Here is a 23,667-nt window from a genome sequence, read left to right on the forward strand (position 1 = left end):
CATCATAGATAGAATTGTCACCGTAGCCGTCCCAAGAATAACCACCTGCGACTAATTGTTGTTGCTCGTCAGATAGTTCGACAAATAGTTCGGTGTTGGTTTCGTTAATCATTGTAAGTAGTCTCCTGAAGTTGTTTGAGTGACTTAATTTGTTGTACGTTTGCGATCCGAGAATTATGCACTTAAAGTTTAGTTCGTTTGAATTTTAATCTTTAAAATACCTAGAAGCTTTGTTGTCAATAAAATGATTTAAGCCTGGTATTTTTAATCAATAAAATAACTTTTGAAAGTTATTTTATTGTTTTTCAGATTTACCGACCATTTTTTATACAGATTCGGTTTAGAGAACATCTTTTAGTGCTGAGAGAAGGCTGTAAGAGTAACTACCAGCTTTAGTTGTTGTTTCTCGTTATTTAATCCTACAGTTAGTTCAGATTTGATTTCGGAAAACCTGTTTGAAAAACTTTTTTGTTTTTTCTTGCTCAGGCTATTATTCGTCATCTACTAATAATCTATAAAAAGATTCAGATTATTTGTACGGCAAGGTTACCCAAATAATGGGTGAGTTCACTAGGTATATACCCGTTTTAAAACAATAGATGTGCCATCTATTTTAAGAGGTTATGATATTAAAAAAACCAAGTCAAGTGCTAGGATATAATAGGTTTATGTGGAAACATATTCCCCTTAGCACCAAACTTGGATGGCAGATAATAAATATTCTATTTTGTTATCTTTAGTAGAAGACAGTTTAATTAAAAAAATGCTATTGAGAAAGTGGATGGAGAGAAATATAAAGACCTATAATTAAATATTGCTAAGACACCATAGATCAAAAAGAATATACTGTTTGATCCGATCGCTACCAATTTTAAACTACTAAAATTTGCTGACGCAATTTTCTATAATCCAAAATTTAAAATCCAAGTTCTAAAATCTTAAGATGATTTGGTAGATGCTACCCTGCGCTCGCAATTTTTACGAGTGTCTTACGAAATTAAATGGTTTTCCATCGCAAAGCGCAACAATTCAACACGATTGCTAGTTCCCGTTTTACCTAACAAATTGCTCACGTATTTCTCTATCGTGCGCGGACTGAGAAATAGATTGGTAGCAATTTGAGAATTAGATAGTCCCTGCGCCAGAAATTTGAGTACAGCCTGTTCTCTGTCTGTGAAATTAATGTGAGATCTGGTAGCTGCAATTGTTGCTTGGATTTGGGAATGCAATTGGTGGCGTAAGGTTTCAGTTGGCGATGAAATTGGTGTTGGAACACTAAAAGGATTGTAGTCGAAAGTATCTGTAGAGACGGGTAGCCTACCTGTATTTTGTGCGCGATCGCGCAGGCGCAATTCCCATTGCATCAGTTGAGATATCAGCTGCGATCGCTCTAGCAGGTTGCGAACGACAGCATGTAACTCATCTAATTCAAACGGTTTAGGTAAGTATGCATCGCCTCCCATTTGATAGCCGCGAATGCGTTCTTCTGTTTCCGTGCGTCCGGTTAAAAATACGACAGGCAATAACCGAAATGCCGGACGCTGACGCACCCATCGAATGAGTTCGTATCCATTCATCTGCGGCATCATAATATCGGTGATAACTAAATGAGGTTGATATTCCTCAATAATTCTCAGCGCTTCTTTTCCATGTTCAGCCGTAACTACTGAGTATCCGATTTGCTCTAATGCATAACTGGCAGAAACACGAATCGACGGCTCATCATCAACCACGAGAATTAGTAACGACATAGGACGCAAACATTTCCTAATAACTTATGAAGGCTCGATTTGAGCTATATGCGCTGACCTACTAACCAGATGTTATGTATAGATACGCTGCGATTTTAGATTTGATGCATCGCGATCGCCTGTAGGTTTCCAGCAGAGAAAGCATATCTGGCTCAGTTAAACTTTACAAAAAACAACAATTTTTGTCCGCAGTAAACAAAATTTTTTTCTAGGCTGATGCATTGTATGTATAATTACAAATCCAACTTGAGTGACAAAGATTACGGAAAAAGCACATACTTCTAAGTAAATTTGTTACCAGCACCCAAGACTAACAGCAAATTGCATAAAGGTAGCCAGATTACTCATAGCAAATGTTGCAGAGATGCAAGCAAAAGCTACAGAATGCTCTGCCTTAAGTGGTAAACCTAACTTCCTCAGAGTTTGGTTAAGCTCGGGAACCGTGCTTAATTTTTTTTAGCTTTATTTTGTTTAAATCGATATTGTAATGCTGCTTAGCATTGCAAATAGGCTGTAGTTAGCACCCTTTGCTGTCTGTCTACAAGGTAGATAGCATAACAGTTATCTTTCTCGTGTTTTTGTATAACGAGTTTTGCTCCTCGATTATGCCAAGATCGAGAAGCAAAGAATAAATTTTCTTACATCACTAATTTAAGTATTTTCCCAGCCAAATTGTCAAAACCAGTCGTAGTCTTTATTAAATCTTTACTGAAACTAAACATAAGCTTAACTCAAGATTAACCAAAAGTAGCAGTAAATGTTGTAACAAAATTTCATCATTTTGTAGGGTTCGACCTAGTAAAGTTTTCTAGCAAAACCATTCCTGCCGATCGGTTGCTGTTGCTAAGTACAAGACGACTACAGCAGGGATAACTTGAATTAGTACAGCTAAGATAGCAAAGATAGACCAGATGTTAGCGTGCATGGGGTTTCTCCTACTGCGTAATGCTTGTTATAGATTACTTAGGTTTCCCTCAGTTAGTTTATGCAGCGAGCGATGAGTAGTAGAGACGTTACATGTAACGTTGTAACGTCTCTACACTGACAACTGTACGGGCGGGTTTTGAACGAAGATTATGGCTAAAGCCCGTGAATATGTTTGCTAAACCCGCCCTACGACAACTGATAACTGACAACTGAACGTGGTATGTTAGAACTAAAACTGAAAATCAGCAACTTCCGATGGCAGCAATCTTGTTAAAAAATCGTTATCGAGTGCTGCGAGAACTAGCAAATGGGAGGTTTGGGAAGACTTTTTTAGCAGAAGACACTCAGATGCCTTCTGGTAAGAAATGTATCATTAAGCAGCTCAAACCGATCGAAAACAGTCCCCAGGTCGAGCGAATAATCAGAGAAAAATTTCAGCGTGAAGCCGCAACTTTAGAAACGCTAGGCGATATCAATAGTCAAATCCCTCGTCTGTATGCCTATTTTATAGAAGCTGGAGAATTTTATTTAGTTCAAGAGTGGATTCAAGGTCAAACTCTGAGCGATCGCGTCCAACAAGTAGGACTGTTTAGCGAGCGAGAAGTTAAAGAAATATTATTAAATATACTGCCAGTTCTGCAATACATTCACAGTCAAGGTATTATTCACCGCGATCTAAAACCAGACAATATTATTTGGCGATCGCGAGATAGCAAACCTATCTTGATCGATTTTGGCACGATTAAGGAAATCATGGGAACGACGGTAACGGCTTCCGGTCGTGCCACAAGTTCGATTGTGGTAGGTACGTCAGGATTTATTCCCAACGAACAAGCAGCGGGAAAACCTTTATTTGCCAGCGATCTGTATGCTTTAGGCTTAACGGCAATTTATTTACTGACAGGTAAGATGCCGCAAGCACTGAAAACTAACCCTTTGACGGGTGAGATCCACTGGCGACAGCAAACATTAAATGTGAGTCCAAAATTTGCGGCGATTTTAGATAAAACAATACAACCATCAGCCCGCGATCGCTACATGAATGCGCCTAGTATGTTAGCAGCTTTGCAGCAGCTTGACACTCATACTGTTCCACCAAAAGTTAGTACGCCGCAAGCACCACCGGCTGCACCGCCATCGACTCCGACTCCACCAAAAGTTAGTACGCCGCAAGCACCACCGGCTGCACCGCCATCGACTCCGACTCCACCAAAAGTTAGTACGCCGCAAGCACCACCGGCTGCAACTCCATCAACTCCGACTCCACCAAGAGTTAGTACGCCGCAAGCACCACCGGCAACTCCATCGACTCCTGCTTCACAGACAATTATTCCAGAATCCTCGCCTCCGCTACCAACAGTAGTCTCTACGCCTCCCAACCCAGTAGAGAGAAAAGAAACTTTTCATACAGGCGTTACTTCAAGTAAAGCTAGTCATGAAAAATTGAAAACCTCTGCTGCCACCAGTAAATTAGTAACTTTGGCAAAAGCTGCTTTAATTCTTTGCGGTAGCTTAGTAGCTTTAGCCGTGCTATTTGTTGCGATTAGCTATGTAACAAGACCAAAAACGAATTCTATCAACAATGACTCTCCTACAGCGATCGCAGAGCAAAACGGCAAACCGAGTGAATTGAATTCCTCGTCAACAACCAATAACCAGCCAAATGCTGTTTCTCCGCAGCCAGGATCGACAACATCAAGCTTGAGCGAGCAAGTGAAAATTGGTCGGCTGAAAACTTATACTTACAATACCAATCTGTTTTCAATCGACGTACCGGAAGACTGGCAGCGTCGCGATCGCAGTACGACGGGTGAAGCAATTGTTAGCTGGTACGCTCCGACTAATAATGCAGCTATTGTAGTTGATGTCTTTACCAGAGAAGCATTTCAGCAAAAAGGTCAAATTTCACAAGAAAGATTGAACCGATTTTTAGCCAGAGCAGCCCAACAACAGTATCGTGCGAATCCTGATTTTCAGCTAGCCGCACCTGAAGCAGTAAGTGACGGTTGGCTGCAAGTTCATTGGAGTTATGCAGTGACCAACCTGCAAGGTAAAAAAAGCAAAATGTTAGGCTACGGTTTTGTCAAACAAGATGATGACAAAATTTCTTACATTCATTTCATCGTTCCTGAGACACAGTATCCGCAACTGCGATCGCAGCTTGGTAAAATCACCTCCAGTTATAGCGTCAACTCCACAGCGCCATTACCTTAAGTTTTGAGAACTCTTGCCTCCTTTTGAAGGGGTTGGGAGAGCGATCGCGTAACTCATGTATATTTTTGTTTCTCCCATTCTGAAATTTTCTGGAAGACCACGTGTAGGTATAACACATAACAGAATTTCACGAATTTCAGTTTTTGGAGAACATATGTCTTTCGTCTCTAAACGCCTTACGCTATTTATTTGGGCGCTATTAATAACGTTAGGACTAGCTGTCACTCAGTCTTCACCATTAAAATTAGCAGTGGCAAAAGAGTCGAGTCGCGATCGCGCTCCATCTAATCATCATGCGATGCACCTCGCTCAAGCAACATCATCTCAACCCACTGCCACACTATTTGACAATCTCGGCAATCTCCACCACCCGATATCAACGAATTCAAAACTAGCTCAACGTTACTTCGACCAAGGGTTGACCCTTGCCTACGGGTTCAATCATGCGGAAGCAGCCCGTTCCTTCCAAGAAGCTGCTAAACTCGATCCTGAATGTGCGATTTGTTACTGGGGCATTGCTCTGGTCCTCGGACCCAACATCAACGCACCGATGGAGCCAGAAGCCGTATCTGAAGCTTGGCGATCGCTCCAGCAAGCACTGAAGCTGAGTAAAAATGCCAGTGACAAAGAGAAGGCTTACATTCAGGCATTAGCAAAACGTTATCCACCGCAGCCAGTCGAAGACCGCAAGTCATTCGATCTTGCCTATGCCAATGCCATGCGGGAAGTTGCCCAACGCTACCCAGATGACCCAGATGCAGCAACTTTGTTTGCTGAATCCTTAATGGATACCACTCCTTGGGATTACTGGGAGGAAGATGGCACGCTCAAACCAGCAGGTAAAGAAATTATCGCCACCTTAGAGTCAGTTCTCAAACAGTATCCCAACCATGCTGGCGCTAACCATCTTTACATTCATGCAGTAGAGAAAGAGCGTCCCGATTTGGGGGTTGCTTCTGCCGATCGCCTGATGCAACTGGTTCCCAATTCCGGTCACTTAGTACACATGGCATCGCACATCTATATACGTGTTGGCAGATATCACGATGCCGTACTGTCCAATCAACGCGGAATTGCTGCTGACAACGCTTATGCCGCTCGGAATCAGGTAGAGGGGATTTATCCATTGGCTTATATGCCCCACAACCATCATTTTCTCTGGTTCGCTGCTTTGATGACCGGACAAAGTAAAGTCGCAACCCAGGCAGCACTTCGGACAGCTAAAGTAGATGCAAAACTCATGCGACAGCCAGATTTGGCTGGAGCTTTGCAGCACTTCTCTACGATTCCCATGTATACCTACATTCGGTTTGGTCAATGGGATCGAATTCTCTCAACCGCTGCACCCGCAAAAGATCTGAAATATCCATCTGGAGTTTGGCACTACGCACGCGGACGCGCTTTTGCTGCTAAAGGTCAGATTAAACCAGCAATGCGGGAATTGAAAAAACTACGAGCGATCGCCGCGATTCCAGCCTTGCAAGACATCAAAATTTGGGGTTTTAACTCAACGGCAAGTATTTTAAATCTTGCCTCCCAAGTGCTAGCAGGTGAAATTGCTGCACAGCAGAAAAATTACCAGCAGGCGATCGCGCACTTGCAAACAGCGGTCAAGCTAGAAGATGCTCTTGTTTATACCGAGCCTGCTGACTGGTCTCAACCTGCACGGCAATCGCTAGGAGGTATTTTACTCAAAGCGCGTCGCTTCGCCCAAGCAGAACAAGCCTATCGAGATGACTTGAATATTTATCCCGAAAACGGCTGGTCTCTCTATGGGTTAATGCAAAGCCTTAAAGCACAGAACAAGCAAGAGGAAGCTCAAGTCGTCCAGAAGCAGTTCGAGCAAGCTTGGCAGTATGCTGACAGTTATCAGTGAATAGGGAGCAGGGGCACTTAGCAGGGAGCGGGGAACAGTTAATTCTGACTTACGACTTACGACTTATAACTCCCGCTTTCAACACTGAAGGAATTGCTTCCAACACCTGTGCTGCGATCGCGTCTGGGGTGTCTTGGGGATTGGGGGTGATGTGTAAGTCAGCTTCGGCGTAGAGCGATCGCCTCTCATCGAGGAGCGATCGCAGTTTTCCAATTGGATCGGGATCTTGTAGTAAAGGTCTAGTATTATCTTCTGCTAAGCGGCTATAGAGTTGTTCGACTGGCACATCCAGCCAAACAATTAAGCCGTAATGCAAATAACTCCAGTTTTCTCGCCGCAATACTATTCCGCCACCAGTAGAAATGGCAAGACGAGTATAGGCACAAACTTCTGATAAGACTTTGGTTTCTATTTGCCGAAATGTTGTTTCTCCCTCTTCAGCAAAGATTCGGTTAATCGATTTTTGTGTCAGTTGTTCGATGACTGCATCCGTATCGACAAACCCATAACCGAGTTGAGCTGCAAGTATTTTTCCTATTGTTGTCTTGCCTGCACCCATCATTCCCACCAGGTACAGGTTAATTCCCTTAAGTAAGTCGCTGTCTCCCACTCGATTCAAATATGACTAATGACTTTTATCATTTTAATAGTAATGGGTAATTGGTAGTTGGGAGGAGCGAGGAGCGAGTTTTCTGTTTGTCCCCCTTGTCCCCCTTGTCCCTCTTGTCCCTCTTGTCTTTCTTCCCTGCTCCCTGCTCCCTGCTCCCTGCTCCCTTTTTACGCAATACTGGAACAAGAAGCTAAAAAGCGGAACGCAGAGTAATGGAAATTCGAGCGATTGATACACCACTTTTAGACTGGGCTGGAGATGCTCTTGCCCTTGGTTTATTTGAGGATGCTGTAGAATTAACAGGCGAACTGGCAGAGCTGGACGGAAAATTTGCTGGGGCGATCGCCGAACTGGTTGCAGATAATGAGTTTAAGGCGAAAGAAGGTAGTACGGCGGTGACGCGGGTTGGCGGTGGTAGCGCCGTCCGCAAAGTCATATTGGTGGGACTGGGTAAGCCCGAAGGACTAAAAATAGATAGCTGGCGTAAAGCGGCTGCGGTTGTGGCGCGGTTAGCGAAAAAGGAACGGTGTAAAACTGTAGGAATCAGTTTGCCAGTATGGAACAACGATCCGGCGGCGACGGCTCAAGCTTTGGCTGAGGGAATTCAACTGGCTTTGTTTCAAGATAATCGGTTTAAGTCAGAACCGGAAGATAAACCGCCAACTGTAGAGCGAGTTGACTTACTAGGGTTAGGCACTCAAGATGATGCTGTTACCCGTGCCAGTCAGATTGCTTCAGGTGTAATTTTGGCGCGGGAATTGGTGGCTGCTCCAGCTAATGCCGTAACACCAGTAACAATGGCGGAAACAGCACAGGCGATCGCCTCTGAATACGGATTGGCGGTTGAAATTCTCGAACGGGAAGATTGTGAAAAGCTAGGCATGGGTGCGTTTTTAGGCGTTGCCCAAGCTTCGGAGTTGCCTCCCAAATTCATCCACTTGACCTACAAACCCGACGGTACGCCTAAACGCAAGTTAGCGATTATTGGTAAAGGCTTAACCTTCGATTCTGGCGGCTTGAACATCAAGGGTGCTGGCAGCGGGATTGAAACGATGAAAATGGATATGGGTGGTGCTGCGGCAACTCTAGGGGCAGCTAAAGCGATCGCTCAGCTCAAGCCCGATGTCGAGGTTCACTTTATTAGCGCCGCCACCGAGAATATGATCAGCGGTCGTGCCATGCATCCTGGCGATATCCTCAAGGCTTCCAACGGCAAAACGATTGAAGTGAATAACACTGACGCTGAAGGACGCTTAACTTTAGCAGATGCACTGGTATTTGCCGAAAAATTAGGTGTAGATGCGATCGTTGATCTTGCTACCTTGACCGGTGCTTGCATTGTCGCCTTGGGAGACGATATTGCGGGATTGTTTACTCCCCATGATACTTTAGCTAATGAAATCCAAGCTGCTGCTGAGATTGCAGGCGAAAAGTTCTGGCGGCTACCTATGGAAGAAAAATATTTTGAGGGTTTGAAGTCTGGGATTGCCGATATGAAGAATACGGGTCCCCGCGCTGGTGGTTCGATTACTGCTGCCCTATTTCTCAAACAATTTGTCAAAGAAACCCCTTGGGTACATTTGGATGTAGCTGGTCCTGTCTGGACTGATAAGGAAAATGGCTATAACAACGCTGGAGCAACGGGTTTCGGCGTAAGAACTCTGGTAAATTGGGTGTTGACTGGCTAGATAGAATGAATTCTGCAGCCTGTGCGACAGCACGGGCAAAACATCCTCAAACATATAATCCCAATGTTACCTGCGATTCCTGATTTGCCTTTGGCATGGCAATTTGCTTCTCCTGGACCAATTCTGGTACAAATTGGTCCTTTGACACTCCGATGGTATGGTCTGCTGATTGCCTCAGCTGTATTAATTGGAGTTACCCTATCGCAATATTTGGCTAAACGCCGTCACGTTAACCCCGACATTATTGGTGATGTCGCGATTTGGTTAGTCGTGGGAGCGATTCCTGCTGCCCGCTTGTACTATGTATTATTTGAGTGGTCGAACTACGCTAACAATCCAGGTAAAATCTTTGCGATCTGGGAGGGTGGAATTGCCATTCATGGTGCAATCTTAGGTGGAGTTATTGCAACTTTAATCTTTTGTCGGTTACGCAAGATTTCTTTTTGGCAAGTAGCCGATCTGATTGCTCCTTCGCTGATTTTAGGACAGGCGATCGGACGTTGGGGAAATTTTTTCAATTCTGAAGCCTTTGGCAGCCCTACAAATTTACCTTGGAAACTCTATATTCCTCCTAGCAACCGTCCGCCTGGATACGAAAATTTCGAATACTTTCATCCTACGTTTCTCTACGAATCGCTGTGGAATTTGATGGTGTTTGGGATCTTAATGTATTTGTTTTTCCGCAGCTTACGAGGATTGCGGTTGAAAACTGGCACGCTATTTTTAACCTACATGGTAGCTTATAGCTTAGGGCGCTTTTGGATTGAAGGATTGCGTACCGATAGTTTAATGCTAGGACCGTTACGGATGGCTCAAATGGTGAGTCTAGTAGGAGTTGCCATTGGATTATTTGGGCTGGCTTGGTTGTATCTTTATCGCCGTTCGTTACCAGATGTTGCGCCTCCAGTTACAGCACCAGAACCAAGGATAGAAGTTTCCAAGCGTTGAATCTCAAAAAAAAGCCCTAAGGGCTGAATTTAGGGCTTACTTATGATGCAGCATCTACCAATAGGTATCTTCATCGTGAAGTGACTCGACTTCGGAAAAGAATGTGAAAATTTGGAGAAAATCTTAAATCTGCGATTACAAGCAGCTCTCGATCGCCTATGTCTAACTCTACTTCTGAATCTACTATCGAGTTAAATCGCGAATCAATTCCTACCCTCGCCCCAGGAGTATACATTGTAGGGGCAGGACCAGGCGATCCAGAACTTTTGACCGTTAAAGCCCAAAAGCTTCTAATGCAGGGAGATGTCATTCTTTATGCCGACTCTCTCGTGCCGCGACAAATCTTAAAAATGTGCCGTCCAGAGGCAGAAATTATTCATACGGCAAATAAAACCTTAGAGGATATTTTACCCGTGATGGTGGAAAGGGTGCGATCGCATAAATCCGTGATCCGCCTGCAATCTGGCGATCCGAGTCTCTACAGCGCCATCCACGAACAAATACAAGCCCTCGCCGCCGCCGAGATTCCATTTGAAGTCGTTCCTGGGATCAGTGCCTTTCAAGCCGCTGCTGCCAAACTCAACATTGAATTAACCGTCCCTGGACTCGTACAGACAATAATTCTCTGCCGTATCAGCGGACGCACGCAAGTTCCAGAAAGAGAAGAATTAGCATCCCTCGCCGCCCATCAAGCTAGTCTTTGCCTCTACCTCGCCGCCCGTCATGTAGAATCGGCTCAAAGTCAATTATTAGCACACTACCCGCCAGAAACTCCCGTAGCAATTTGTTTCCGCTTGGGTTGGGAAGACGAAAAAATTTGTGTCACCACGCTTGACAAAATGGCAGAGACTACCCACAAAGAACAGCTAATTCGTACCACTCTTTATGTTATCAGCCCCGCATTAGGAGAAGTTACGGCAAGATCTCGCCTCTACCATCCCGAACACACTCACTTATTTCGCCCTAAGCAAAAACTTAATCCATAATTACGGTCACTGATAACCTTCTACAAACGTTAAATGTAACGCCTCTAACCTGCTCCCTGCTCGCTGATAACTGATAACTATCCCCTGTGGTTCGATAAGATTTACTTAGCAATTTAAGTAAAAACAATTTGAGGAGAACGCGCCTTGCTAGACGAACAAGCCAAAAAAACTATGCTGCGGAAGATTCCGCACGGACTCTATGTGTGCGGTGTGAAAGATGGAGAAGATGTCAATGGCTTCACCGCTAGCTGGATCATGCAGGCTTCTTTCAAACCACCCCTGATAGTTAATTGTGTCAAACAAGACTCCAAATCCCACGAAATGATTAAAACCAGTGGGGTATTTGCCATCAGTTTTCTCGATGCCGAACAAAAAGATATAGCCCAAAAATTCTTTCAACCCCAACGACGAGTAGGCAACAAATTCGACGATCTCGAGTTTTACATCGGTGAAACAGGGTGTCCGATCCTGACTGACTCTTTAGGCTACGTTGAATGTCAAGTTGTTGGCGCGGTAGAAAAAGGCGACCATACAGTTTATGTTGGCGAAGTCATCGCTGCTGGCGTTCACCGCGAAGGAGACTCGCTGCGCTTGGAGACAACCGGCTGGCAGTACGGAGGTTAATCGTGCCACTCATTAAAGTCCAAACTTCGATCGCGACTCCTACTGAATCTGACGTGGAAGCGTTGCTGAAAAGCCTATCTTCCATGTTGGCAAAGCATACAGGTAAACCAGAATCATACGTCATGACGGCGTTTGAACCTGATGTACCGATGACTTTTGCTGGAACGTTAGATCCAGTTTGCTACGTAGAAGTAAAAAGCGTTGGAACGATGAAGCCAGAGCAAACCAAGGCAATGAGTCAGGACTTTTGCCAGCAGATTAACCAAGCGTTAGGTGTAGACAAAAACCGCATCTATATTGAATTCAACGACGCGAAAGGTTATATGTGGGGCTGGAATAGCTCGACTTTTGGATAGTCATCCACAACTGACCAATTTTTTGATAGGATATGTAAGCTCACTTCTAATGTAAGTGCAGCTTACTTTTTGTTAGGGTAGCAATGTTCTACCTTGACTTAGTTTCTGGATCCTTAGTTCAGTGGATAGAACAACCGATTTCTAATCGGTAAGTCAGAGGTTCGAGTCCTCTAGGATCCGTTTGTTGCTTACAGGCTTATACAGACTTTACCGAAGTGTGCGCCACTTTCGAGGTAGGCTAATGCTGCTCTGGCTTCGTGGAATGGAAAGACCCGATCTATAATCGGTTTCATTTGATGCAGGCTAATACTCCGATTCATGTCTTCAAATAAATCGCGAGAGCCTACATAAATGCCTTGGACTCGGATATGTTTGAACAGGATTGAACCAGTGCTGACATCTCCTGCAATACCTGTCAGCACGCCAATCATCGCTATCTTACCGCCATAGCGGACGGCACGAAGGGATTTTGACAGCGTTCCCGATCCCCCAACTTCTACAACCAGATCTACACCTCTACCATCGGTCAATTTCTCAACTTTTTCATCCCAGTCGGACGTAGTTTTGTAATTAATTCCTACATCTGCGCCTAGCTGGATAGCACGGTCTAATTTCTCATCGCTACTGCTAGTTAGAATAACTCGTGCGCCCATCATTTTTGCGAATTGCAAGCCAAATAGCGATACGCCACCTGTTCCTTGTAGCAGCACGGTATCACCTGCTTTAAGTTCTCCCTCTGCTATCATTGCATTCCAAGCTGTAACAGCAGCACAAGGTAAAGTTGCAGCTTCTTCATAAGATAAGTGTGCGGGAATTTTGACAACTCCCTGTTCGTCAAAGACAACGTATTCTGCTAATACACCATCGATCGCACCACCAAGAGCAGAGTTGGCCTTTTCTGCTGTTAATTCTCCCGATATAAATGTTTGCATGAAAATGCCTGCAACGCGATCGCCTACCTTGACTTGCGTCACACTTTCTCCCACAGCGACGACTTCCCCTGCACCATCAGAAAGCGGTACGATTGGCTTGAAAGATTTAGAACCATAAGCTCCTTTTGCAACTAGTAAATCTCGGTAATTCAAGGACGCAGCTTTCATTTTGACCAATACTTGTCTGGCTTTGGGTTGCGGTTGCGGGCGTTCTACTAAAGTTAAAGCATCCAATCCTGGCTTGTCATTCTGGATTTCGTAAGCTTTCATAAATGTCTCCAATTTGTTAGCGAACAGCACAAAATAGTAGGTCAAGATGACCAAACACAGGGAGTAGGGAGCAGGGAGCAGCGATCTATAAAAAAACTTTTATTTGCGCTTCGTTCAAATAGTTGCAATCGAAAAACTATACTTTGAGTTTCTCGGCTAAATTAAAAATTGACAAGTACGCACAATTTTGTGAAGTAGTATCAAATTTGTGCAGTAGTATCAAAAATTATCCTGTTCGAGGCATTCTATGCAAAGCAGACAATACGATTACCGCTACGGTTGCTCTGTAGAAGCAACATTAGATGTGATTGGTGGTCGATGGAAAGGCGTGATCTTATTTCATCTAATGGAGGGAACGAAGCGATTCAACGAACTCCAGCGTTTAGTAGAAGGCTGCACTCAAAGAATGTTAACTTTGCAGTTACGCGAATTAGAAAAAGATGGTGTGGTTAAGCGCACCGTCTACGCTGAAGTGCCACCGAAAGTAGAATATTCTTTAACCGAATTCGGTCGCAGTTTAGAACCAATTTTACTGATGATGCGCGATTGGGGCGATCGCTATGTGAGTCAGTTGGTAGAACAAAAGTCAAAAGTCAAAAGCTAAAAGTCAAAAAGGTGAAGGCTAGCGATCGCTACCTTGAGCCAGCAATAACCGATGTTACAATTAATACAATACTACTGAACCAAAAAATTCCACAAATAATGGCATTTTAATCACCAACACTACCATACCTTTACTGCATTGCTAAAGCTTTGGGGGCTTCCATAAAAACTGGTTGAGCCTATTAGTCGCGAACTCGCCAACATAGATAACACTCGGCAAGATGAATTGATTCGGCTTTTCGCTGTTGAGTTACAAAAGCAACAAAGCCCTAGTTCCACTGAGTTAAATAAATAAAAAGAATCCTACACTGAGCGATTGAAATCGCAGCTACACAGGCAAAACCCGCCTGTGCGGGTTTAAAAGCAGTCCGCGTTAGCGTAGCTTGCCACAGGCTAGGCGGACTTAGTTTGTGTAGCCGCGAATTCTATTCGCCCAGGCTTCTATTCCCACTCGATGGTTCCAGGTGGCTTAGAAGTAATATCATAGACGACGCGATTTACGCCCTTGACTTCATTCACGATCCGATTAGAAATTAATTCCAACAAATCGTAAGGAACCCTTGCCCAATCCGCTGTCATCCCATCTTCGCTAGTAACGAGGCGTAGGACAATTGGATAAGCATAAGTACGCTGATCGCCCATGACACCAACGCTACGAATTGGTAAAAGGACTGCAAAGGCTTGCCATACGTCATTGTATAAACCCTGCCGATTGATCTCTTGACGGACGATCAGATCTGCATCGCGGAGAATTTCCAACCGTTCGGCTGTGACTTCACCAATAATCCGAATTGCTAAGCCAGGACCAGGGAATGGCTGGCGCTGAACGATTTCTTCTGGTAAACCAATCGCCCGTCCGACTTTACGTACTTCGTCTTTGAAGAGTTTGCGGAGGGGTTCGACGAGTTTGAACCTCAAGTCTTTGGGTAAACCACCGACGTTATGATGGCTCTTGATCTTCACCGCGACACGTTCGCCTGTTTTGGGATCGACGTTAGTATCGGCAGATTCGATCACGTCTGGGTAAAGCGTCCCTTGCGCGAGGTAGTCGAAGGGTCCGAGACGCTTGGAACTCTCTTCAAACGTGCTAATAAATTCATGTCCGATCCGGCGGCGTTTTTCTTCGGGATCGGTAACACCTGCGATCGCAGCTAAAAAGCGATCGCTAGCATTAACATACTCTACCGGAATGTGAAACTGTTCTCGAAACAATTTCACCAATCGTTCCGGTTCGTGCTTGCGCATAAAGCCTTGATCGATGAATACACAAGTCAGTTTGTCACCGATCGCCCGATGTAACAAGAAAGCTAGGGTAGAAGAATCTACACCGCCCGAAAGCGCCAACAACACTCGCTTATCACCGACTTTCGCCCGTACTTCCCGCACTGACTCTTCAACAAAAGCCGCTGTCGTCCAAGTTGGTTCGCAGTCGCAAATATGGTAGACAAAATTGCGGATCAATGCTATGCCGCCGATTGAGTGGACGACTTCTGGATGGAACTGCACGCCGTAAAGTTTTGTATTGTGTTCGGCGATCGCCGCACAGCTAGTATTTTCTGTATGGGCGAGAATTTCAAATCCTTCCGGTAGCTTGACGCACGAATCCCCGTGGCTCATCCACATGGTCGTCCCATCTTCTACATTGGTCAGCAAGTCTGTAGGATCGTCTATACGCAAGGCTGCTTTACCATACTCTCCCCGTTCGGCGCGAACGACTTGCCCGCCTAACTGATTTACCATCAGCTGCATTCCATAGCACACGCCAAGGATAGGGATACCCAAATGCCAAATTGCGGGATCGCACTGCGGAGCACCTTTGTCATACACGGAATTGGGTCCCCCTGAGAGGATAATTCCTTTAGGATTGAGTAGGCGCAGTTGTTCGGCGGTGGTGCGATAGGAGATCACTTCAGAATAAACTTGAGTCTCGCGAATCCGACGGGCAATCAATTCCGAATATTGAGAGCCGAAGTCAAGAATCACGATCGTTTGCCGAGCTAGCCGCCTGAGTGACGTATCTTGTGGCGGCATTTCTGTTTGTATTGTCACTGCTGGAAGTCCTGCTGGATGAGAAAAGGTTGCTCTAAGAGATGAAGCTCTCGATGACAAATCTAAAAAATATATCCCTATCTAAAGAGGGATACTAAAATTGTATTTATTGCTATCTTTAAATGTTTATTCTTATTAAGTTAACACAAGTGATCCAGGATGGTAGTAGCAGTTTCGCTTTTGACTAAAATTTGGCGATCGCGGTCAAACAGAACTGTACCAATACTAACTTGGCGATCGCTGTAGTTATAGATATATTCCTGAGAACGTCGATCGATTTCTAAGGCGATCGTGTCATAAACTCGACTTACCCAGTCGCTGTTTTCTCTCACACCCAATTCCCGTAAATATTTCAGCGCGGCTTCTGCTGTCGAACAAGCAAAAATTACCTGAAGAACGTTTGTCGGTAAGCCTAAATTGGCACAATGCGCCGTCAGGATCTCGCGCCGTCCGTCAGCAAGGTGGTGATGCGTGTGAAAAATTCCGCCTGCGAGTTTCAGCAGCTTGCCATGATAGCCGAACAACAAAATTTCTTTGACTCCCTGCAATCCCGCCTCTACTAGCAGAGAACCCAGCCAATTTGCGGTTTTAACTAACCGTTCGCGATCGATCCCCAGTTGAGGTGCTAAGTCTAGACCATTTTCTCCCACACAAAAAACCAAACTCTCAAACTGTCTTGCTTTTGTTTGTAATTGTTCGCGACAGATATCTAACTGTCCTGGGGCGCTCAAAGGTTGAGAGATCCCTGTCGTCCCCAATAAAGAGAGTCCATCTACTACTCCAAAAGCAGCATTGGAAGTACGCTCTGCGAGTTTTCTGCCTTCTGGGAGGATGATTGTGACCTCAATTGTTTCCCCTGGGGCGAGCGATCGCTCTAAGTTAGCGTACAGCAATCTTTGGGCATAGGCATAAATTGCAGGTCTGTCACCTGCATCTACAATTCGTCCTAGTCCTTCTCCACCTTTAATGATTATATTTTTTGGTGGTGATTCTGGGATGGGTAATGGGTAATGGGTAATGGGTAATGGGTGGTTGGTATTTGCTCCCTCAGCCCCCTCAGCTCTCTTCTCCCCGACTCCCGACTCCCGACTCCCGACTCCCAATTCTACCAATGCCCAAATCGGGGTATTTCGCGTGATATCTAGATTATCTCCTGGATCGCTACGGGTGATTGCTAAAGCGATCCCTGGCTTAAGTTCGGCTACTTGTTCGATCTCAATTTCGACAATTTCAGGTGGTTCGAGCAAGTCGATTGAAACACGAGCAAGCGATCGCCCGTGTTCGATCTGCTCTAAAGCTGCTACAGCCGCAGCACAAGCGAATACTGGTAAGGTATATCCAGAGCGGGGTGACATGGGTTGGAAGTCGGGGCTAAGAGGTGAAATGCCGAGATGGGTATAAATGTCAGATACAATTAAGACTGCAAAGCCACTGATGGCGCAAACAATTACTGGTGTTCGATCGAGTAGTGACCTATGCCAGCCAATTCATGGTCTGAAAATGATTCATATGACGAACTAGACGCACTGAGCGCTTTCTTGTCAGACCTGTCAGATGCAGAAGAATCTGTAGAAACGTTGCCAGCAACGTCGCTGCCATCTCTGTTCCAAGGTCGCAGGCGCAAAGCCGCAGTTGTTTTAGTTACGATCTGGAGCAGTACTATTGCCCTGCATTTAGTTTCTTGGGGAGCATGGTTTGTACTTGGTCTAACTACGTTGTTTGGGATTCATGCCCTGCGGATAGTCTTAGCTCGACCGCGCCAGCAGGCAGAATTAGTTAGTGATGAAGCACTGGCAACGGCTCCTTTTATTTCCCTGCTTGTGGCAGCCAAGAACGAAGAAGCAGTAATCGGCAATCTTGTCAAGATACTTTGCAATCAAGATTATCCAAATGACAAGTACGAAGTTTGGGTGATAGACGATGATAGCACCGACAACACGCCAAAAATACTATCACAACTGGAGCAGGAATACGACTGCTTGAGAGTATTGCATCGCCAGACTGGAGCAACTGGTGGCAAGTCAGGAGCGCTAAATCAAGTCTTGCCGCTGACTAAAGGTGAGATTTTAGCAGTATTTGATGCTGATGCTCGCGTGACTCCCGACCTACTCAAACAAGTTCTACCTCTATTTGCAGAAAAAAAGGTAGGAGCCGTACAGGTACGCAAGGCGATCGCCAATGCCAGCGAAAATTTCTGGACGCTAGGACAGCAAGCTGAAATGGCTTTGGATGCCTACGTACAGCAGCAACGACTCGCAGTTGGCGGACTGGGTGAACTACGAGGGAACGGTCAATTCGTCCGTCGTGCAGCTTTGCAGCGCTGCGGTGGCTGGAATGAGGAGACAATCACCGATGACCTCGATTTGACATTCCGCTTGCATCTAGATCGGTGGGAGATTGAGTTTCTACCTTATCCAGCAGTGGAGGAAGAAGGTGTAACGACAGCACTTGCCCTATGGCATCAGCGTAATCGTTGGGCAGAAGGCGGCTATCAGCGATACTTAGACTACTGGAGACCGATCCTGAGCAACCGCATGGGAACTCAAAAAACCTTTGACATGTTCATGTATCTGCTAATTCAGTACTTATTACCCGCTGCCCAGGTTCCCGATTTGTTCATGGCGATCGCTCGTAATCGTTTGCCTGTGTTTAGCCCGCTGACAGGTTTAGCCATGTCAATGTCTATGTTGTGGATGTATCAAGGGCTAAAGCGGTTCCATCCAGATGGAAAGCTGCGTTTATCAACGCTGTTGATGCTGCTACTTCAAACCATGCGCGGTACTATTTATATGTTTCACTGGTTAGTGGTGATGCCCAGTATCACTGCAAGAATGTCCGTTCGCCCTAAACGATTGAAATGGGTTAAAACTGTTCATCAGGGTAAGAGTTAGGATTTAGTTGTTTGTTGATAGTTAATGGTTAATGGTTAATAGTTAATAGTTAACAGTAATGAACAATTCACTATCAACCACTATCAGATCGTCAAAAATCAAGATCGGAGTCTTCGGCAGTATCACTATCTTCCCATTCTGGAACAGTGGCAGATGAGATACTGCTGATGCCTGTAGATGAGGTAAATTCTGTACTATCACCGATCGCCTCACCATTGAAAGATTTAGCAAAGCGTTGAACTACAATATCGAACTCGCTAATTTCCAGTTGTCCGACTGGAGTGGAAGTCATGGGAGTGACCGGATCTCCAGTCGTGGCTGATGAGAGCGGTGTTTTAGCAGTGTCATCTGGAATGGTGGTTACTGGTGGGGTGTTTGAGACTGGAGCAGCTGGCTGAGCCATACTTACTCCAGTTGTATGCTCGATTGCGGGAGCAGCGCCATTCGTATTGTTGGTTTTCGTTTCAAGTGCGCCACTATTGGCTGAAGCGATCTTAGCCACAGCCAAGGTTGCCTCGCGAACTTCCTTCGGCATCGTGGCTAATTCCAGCTGTACTTGTACTTCTTGTCCGAATGCTGAGAGAAAAGCAGCTTTGATATTTGGTACGTAAGCTTTAGCGCGATCGCGCCAAGCTGGAGATTTCATGCCAATCCGGGCAATACCAGCTTCAAATTGAATTAATCGTCCCATTTGCTTGAGCAATGCTTGAGTCGAGTGCGGTTGCAAGCAAGCAAGTACCTGAAGCCAAACTTCCTCATTAGAAGAATTTGGAGTTTGGAATTCGGAAGTCGGAATTGAAGATTCTTTACTATCAGTTGTTGGTTGATGGTTGACGGTTGACGGTTGACAGTTGACGGTTGTTTTTTCTCCCCCAGCTTCCCCAGCCTCCTCAACTCCCCCAGCTCTCTTCTCTCCCTCTGCACCTCTGCTCCTCTGCGCCTCTGCTTGCCCGCTCCCAACTTCTGTACGGGCGGGTTTTGAACCAAGATTTGTTGCCTCATCTGTCAAGCTTTCGCTAAACCCGCCCCTACGACTCCCGACTCCCGAAGGTGTTGAAGAAACTAGCGACGATCTTACTAACTGCTCCCTGCTACGCGGCTCCGATGGCGAACGCGGCTCCAACGCGCCGTGCGACGGCGCTTCCGCCCACTTGGAAACCTCGCCCTCTGCCCGCTTCCCTGCTCCCTGCTCACTACGTGAAGCGACAGCAGATGGCAACAATCCCAATAAGCTGACTTCTAGCCATAAGCGGGGCTGCGTTGTATTTTTGATTTGGGCTTCACTTTTAGCTAAGTGCTGTTGTCCTACCAAGATACTAGAAATATCCCAAGCTTTAGCTTGCGTGCAAAGCGCATCCCATGTTGCAGGAGTAACGGCGATGAGATCGTTACGGTTGGGAGCGGTTTTAGCCACAAGTAAATCGCGATAGAAACCTGCCAAGTTTTGCAGCAGCGTCAACGGTTCCCTACCCCGATCCATAATTCGACGCACGGCATCGAGTAATGCTTCTGGTTGGCTCTGTGCGATCGCCTGTAAAATTTCTAGCAAGTCCGGCTCGGCGACAGAACCAACTAAATCCCAAATTCGCTCTACAGTTATGACCCCAGCGAATAAGCTCAACTGATCGAGTAAACTTTCGGCATCCCGCAACCCTCCCTGCGCAAAGGATGCAACTAAATGTATGGCTTCTGGGGTAATATCAATGCTTTCTTTAGCTGCGATCGCGCTTAAATGCCCTATCATCGCGTCTAGAGGAATGCGGCGAAAATCAAACCTTTGGCAGCGCGAAATAATTGTTGGTAAGACTCGTTGGGGATCGGTGGTAGCTAGGACAAATACTACATGTGCTGGCGGCTCCTCCAATGTCTTGAGTAGGGCATTAAACGCCGCCGTACTGAGCATGTGGCATTCGTCGATCGCGTAGACTTTGTAACGACACTGGACGGGGGCAAATTGGGCGCGTTCGATCAGCTCTCTAACATTATCTACCCCCGTGTTACTGGCAGCATCGATTTCAATCACATCTAGAGTCGCACCTTTAGCAACTCCTTGACACACGACACAGACACCACAGGGTTGAGCTGTTGGTTTGTTGCTATTGAGGCAGTTCAGCGATTTTGCTAAAATCCGAGCGCTAGAGGTTTTCCCCGTCCCCCTCGGACCCGTAAATAAATAGGCAGGGGCAATTTTCTCTCGCTCAATTGCATGAGTTAATGTAGTCGCGATCGCCTCTTGACCTACCAAATCGGCAAAAGTTTGGGGACGATATTTATGGTGTAGCGGCTCGTAAGACATTGATTTGAAACTCTTCCCTACCACTGGCTAAATAGTACTAATGCACTATTTAGAACCCCATCTATAGTATGGCAGAGGAAGTATATCTCCTAAAGAAACGAAATTATATTCTATTAAGCAAAACCCGCCGACGCGGGTTGTCAGTCAGACGATTAGAAATCGCCTCTATACAAGCAAAGTCCAGATGGTGCGCGGGTTGTAAATCTTTTACCCGAGTGAGTCCGCGCAGGCGGACTTGGTTTGTGTAGTCGCGAATTTCATTCGCCCATTGCTTTCGCCTTAAAGCGTCCTCATCTGACTTTGCTGAATCTGTTCTTGCATTTTTTCTAAGGTTTCGGCAGGTGCAAGACAAGTCAAACCCTTACAGACTAGACCAACACTGGAATCCGGTAAGTTATCTGCTTGGGTCAGCACGGCAGCAGGAAGATACTGTGTTAAAAATGTCTCGATTTGCTGTTGTGAAGTCCGAATCGTCGTACAGTGAGAATACCAATCAAAAGCAGTAAATAGACTGGGACAGGCTTGTGGATGTTGGTGCATGGCGCTGCTAAAAGCCTGTAAGCCTTGCTCGGCGCGATCGAGATAAGTTAGATCTTCCGTCAGTAAAGCCAAACGCACGAGATTGGCGATCGCTACTCCATTCGCCGCCGGAGTCGCATTATCCATATAGCTGCGTTCTCTAACAATTAACTCCTGACTCGCATCTTTAGCGGTATTGAAATAGCCTCCTAGTTCTACACTCCACAAAAATTCATCAAACTCTGCTTGAACTGCGATCGCTTTATCTGACCAATTTTGAGGGGCGAGGAGTGAGGAGTGAGGAGTGAGGGAAACAGCACTTCCCCGACTCCCGACTCCCGACTCCCGACTCCCTAGTTCAGCCTGATGTAAATCCAACAATGCTTTGATAAATTGGGCGTAATCTTCCGACTGCGCCATGACAGCAGCCTTACCATCATAATTCAGGCGATGAAACCGCCCGTCTACCCACTGATTTTCCAAAATGAAATTCGCTGCACGAACAGCTAGATCTAAATAATCATTTTGTTTGAATACGACAGCAGCTCTTGCTAAACCTGAAATCATCAGACTATTCCAGGCAACAATCATTTTGGTATCGGTGACAGCCGGAATTCTACCCGCCCAGGTTTGAGTTTTTGCTTCCTGATTATTTCGTGCTGGGGGAAAGGTATCTAATACTTCAAAGGTAGAACCATATCGCACTTGAAACAGTTTTTTCAAAGCTGATTCCACTGTCTCGCTTAAACTACCAATTTGACGGCGTTGCAAAACATTTTTGCCTTCAAAATTACCTTGGGGAGTGACGGTAAATTCTGCTTGCAGTGCAGTTAATTCTTCTGGAGTCAGGATGTTTTCTAATTCGCTGTAACTCCAAACGTAAAACGCTCCTTCCTCTGGCTCTACTTCTTGTGAATGTATAAAACTATCAGCATCTTGAGCGGCATAAAAATAACCTTCAGGAGCCGTCATTTCTCGTTGCAACCATTTTACAGTCAGCGCGATCGCCCTTTCAAAAGCTGGTTCTCGTACTCCCGCACTCCACAAATTTGCTAAATACTCAACAATTTGCCCATTATCGTAGAGCATCTTTTCAAAGTGGGGGACTGTCCAAGTTGGATCGACGGTGTAGCGATGGAAACCGCCTCCTACATGGTCGTAAATTCCCCCCAACGCTAGATCGATACCACGCTGAGTACAAGATTCTGGGAGATTGTAGCGAAAATTATCTTTCCAGACGGGCAAGAAACGCCACCCCCGTAAAGCTAAGTCAGCATAAGGAATCATGGGAAATTTAGTTCCGTAGTCGCCACCTGTAATAATTCCCGTACTGGTTTCCACACCTTGGCGCAACAGTTCGCCATCTAAAGGCTGGGTATTGGGGAGAATAGCAGCTTGCTGGATAGCTTCGAGAATTGCTTCCTGGCGCGATCGCAGATCCTGTTTTTCGGTATCGTAATAACGGCGTAGCGCTTGCAAAACCTGTAAAAATCCCGGTCTACCGTATCGCGGTTCTAAGGGAAAATAAGTTCCACCATAAAATGGAACTAAATCTTCTGGCGCGAGAAAGATATTTAAAGGCCAACCCCCTTGACCAGTCATCATCTGCAAAGCTTGCATGTAGATACTGTCAATATCGGGACGTTCTTCTCGGTCTACCTTAATTGGCAAGAAATTAGCATTTAAGTATGCTGCTACGGCAGGGTCAGAAAAAGCTTCTCCCTCCATGACCGTACACCAGTGACAGCTAGAATAACCAATCGACAGAAAAATCGGTTTATCTTCCGCTTTTGCTTTTGCCAAAGCTTCATCGCACCAAAACCACCAATCAATCGGGTTTTCAGCGTGCTTGCGGAGATAGAGGCTTTGAGTTTGAGCCAGGAGATTAGTCATAATTAAATGCGATCGCCTTCTCTGCCAGTCTATCGAAAAGGAGCGAGGAGTGAGGGGTGAGGAGCGAGGAAAGGATAGAGAGACAAAAGAGACAAGGAGACAAAAGAGACAAGGCGGACAAGGGAGAAATTCAATCTAAAATCTAAAATCCAAAATCTAAAATTTCCCTCACTCCTCGCTCCTCGCTCCTCACCCCTTCTTAATAGATAAAATGAAGAAAACTCACAACAGACT

At 45.5% G+C, this 23,667-nt stretch carries 16 protein-coding genes and 1 tRNA gene; 10 read left to right on the forward strand and 7 right to left on the reverse strand.

All coding sequences use genetic code 11. The features are described 5' to 3' along the window. Positions 1-989: 989 nt before the first annotated feature. Complete coding sequence (locus ACRC32_RS14505) at positions 990-1,751, reverse strand: response regulator (protein ID WP_438554637.1); 762 nt, start codon at positions 1,749-1,751, stop codon at positions 990-992. A gap of 1,182 nt (positions 1,752-2,933) precedes the next feature. On the opposite strand from ACRC32_RS14505, the gene ACRC32_RS14510 reads away from it, so the two are divergent. Next, positions 2,934-4,892 carry a protein kinase domain-containing protein gene (locus ACRC32_RS14510; RefSeq protein ID WP_438554638.1) on the forward strand — a complete coding sequence of 653 codons (1,959 nt, stop codon included), beginning with the start codon at positions 2,934-2,936 and terminating at the stop codon, positions 4,890-4,892. Positions 4,893-5,046: 154 nt separating this feature from the next. Next, complete coding sequence (locus tag ACRC32_RS14515; protein WP_438554639.1) at positions 5,047-6,768, forward strand: hypothetical protein; 1,722 nt, start codon at positions 5,047-5,049, stop codon at positions 6,766-6,768. 49 nt (positions 6,769-6,817) lie between these two features. On the opposite strand, the gene ACRC32_RS14520 is transcribed toward ACRC32_RS14515, so the two are convergent. Beyond that, a complete protein-coding gene (locus ACRC32_RS14520) occupies positions 6,818-7,330 on the reverse strand; it encodes a shikimate kinase (RefSeq protein WP_438554650.1) in 513 nt (170 codons plus the stop codon). Between the two features lie 260 nt (positions 7,331-7,590). Here ACRC32_RS14520 and ACRC32_RS14525 point away from each other — a divergent pair, with 260 nt between their 5' ends. From ACRC32_RS14525 to ACRC32_RS14550, 6 genes are all read left to right on the forward strand, one after another. Next, on the forward strand, positions 7,591-9,066 hold the full coding sequence (locus ACRC32_RS14525) for a leucyl aminopeptidase (protein ID WP_438554640.1): 1,476 nt from the start codon (positions 7,591-7,593) through the stop codon (positions 9,064-9,066). A gap of 63 nt (positions 9,067-9,129) precedes the next feature. After that, positions 9,130-10,014: a prolipoprotein diacylglyceryl transferase gene (lgt, locus tag ACRC32_RS14530; protein ID WP_438554641.1), complete on the forward strand. Its 885-nt coding sequence runs from the start codon at positions 9,130-9,132 to the stop codon at positions 10,012-10,014. 158 nt (positions 10,015-10,172) lie between these two features. Next, on the forward strand, positions 10,173-11,000 hold the full coding sequence (gene cobM / locus ACRC32_RS14535) for a precorrin-4 C(11)-methyltransferase (protein WP_438554642.1): 828 nt from the start codon (positions 10,173-10,175) through the stop codon (positions 10,998-11,000). A 144-nt stretch (positions 11,001-11,144) separates the two neighbouring features. Beyond that, the gene (locus ACRC32_RS14540) at positions 11,145-11,624 is read left to right on the forward strand and encodes a flavin reductase family protein (RefSeq protein WP_438554643.1); all 480 of its coding nucleotides are present in this window, start codon (positions 11,145-11,147) and stop codon (positions 11,622-11,624) included. A 2-nt stretch (positions 11,625-11,626) separates the two neighbouring features. Continuing rightward, positions 11,627-11,980, forward strand: a complete 354-nt coding sequence (locus ACRC32_RS14545; RefSeq protein WP_438554644.1) for a phenylpyruvate tautomerase MIF-related protein — start codon at positions 11,627-11,629, stop codon at positions 11,978-11,980. 107 nt (positions 11,981-12,087) lie between these two features. Beyond that, positions 12,088-12,160 (forward strand) — tRNA-Arg (locus ACRC32_RS14550). An 8-nt stretch (positions 12,161-12,168) separates the two neighbouring features. Here the strand turns inward: ACRC32_RS14550 and ACRC32_RS14555 are convergent. Next, on the reverse strand, positions 12,169-13,182 hold the full coding sequence (locus ACRC32_RS14555) for a zinc-dependent alcohol dehydrogenase family protein (RefSeq protein WP_438554645.1): 1,014 nt from the start codon (positions 13,180-13,182) through the stop codon (positions 12,169-12,171). Positions 13,183-13,429: 247 nt separating this feature from the next. Between ACRC32_RS14555 and ACRC32_RS14560 the strand changes: the two genes are divergently transcribed. Then, positions 13,430-13,786, forward strand: a complete 357-nt coding sequence (locus ACRC32_RS14560; protein ID WP_438554646.1) for a winged helix-turn-helix transcriptional regulator — start codon at positions 13,430-13,432, stop codon at positions 13,784-13,786. 440 nt (positions 13,787-14,226) lie between these two features. Here the strand turns inward: ACRC32_RS14560 and guaA are convergent, their stop codons facing one another. Then, on the reverse strand, positions 14,227-15,816 hold the full coding sequence (gene guaA / locus ACRC32_RS14565; protein ID WP_106546747.1) for a glutamine-hydrolyzing GMP synthase: 1,590 nt from the start codon (positions 15,814-15,816) through the stop codon (positions 14,227-14,229). A 158-nt stretch (positions 15,817-15,974) separates the two neighbouring features. After that, positions 15,975-17,189 carry a cobalt-precorrin-5B (C(1))-methyltransferase CbiD gene (gene cbiD / locus ACRC32_RS14570; RefSeq protein ID WP_438554647.1) on the reverse strand — a complete coding sequence of 405 codons (1,215 nt, stop codon included), beginning with the start codon at positions 17,187-17,189 and terminating at the stop codon, positions 15,975-15,977. Between the two features lie 120 nt (positions 17,190-17,309). On the opposite strand from cbiD, the gene ACRC32_RS14575 reads away from it, so the two are divergent. Beyond that, the gene (locus ACRC32_RS14575; protein WP_015156811.1) at positions 17,310-18,725 is read left to right on the forward strand and encodes a glycosyltransferase; all 1,416 of its coding nucleotides are present in this window, start codon (positions 17,310-17,312) and stop codon (positions 18,723-18,725) included. 91 nt (positions 18,726-18,816) lie between these two features. Here ACRC32_RS14575 and ACRC32_RS14580 read toward each other — a convergent pair whose 3' ends face one another. Next, positions 18,817-21,021 (reverse strand): DNA polymerase III subunit gamma/tau, encoded by a 2,205-nt coding sequence (locus ACRC32_RS14580; RefSeq protein WP_438554648.1) that lies wholly within the window; start codon positions 21,019-21,021, stop codon positions 18,817-18,819. 279 nt (positions 21,022-21,300) lie between these two features. After that, a complete protein-coding gene (locus ACRC32_RS14585; protein WP_438554649.1) occupies positions 21,301-23,433 on the reverse strand; it encodes a thioredoxin domain-containing protein in 2,133 nt (710 codons plus the stop codon). Positions 23,434-23,667 lie beyond the last annotated feature (234 nt).

The organism is Chroococcidiopsis sp. (assembly GCF_051657925.1).
Lineage (GTDB): Bacteria > Cyanobacteriota > Cyanobacteriia > Cyanobacteriales > Chroococcidiopsidaceae > Chroococcidiopsis.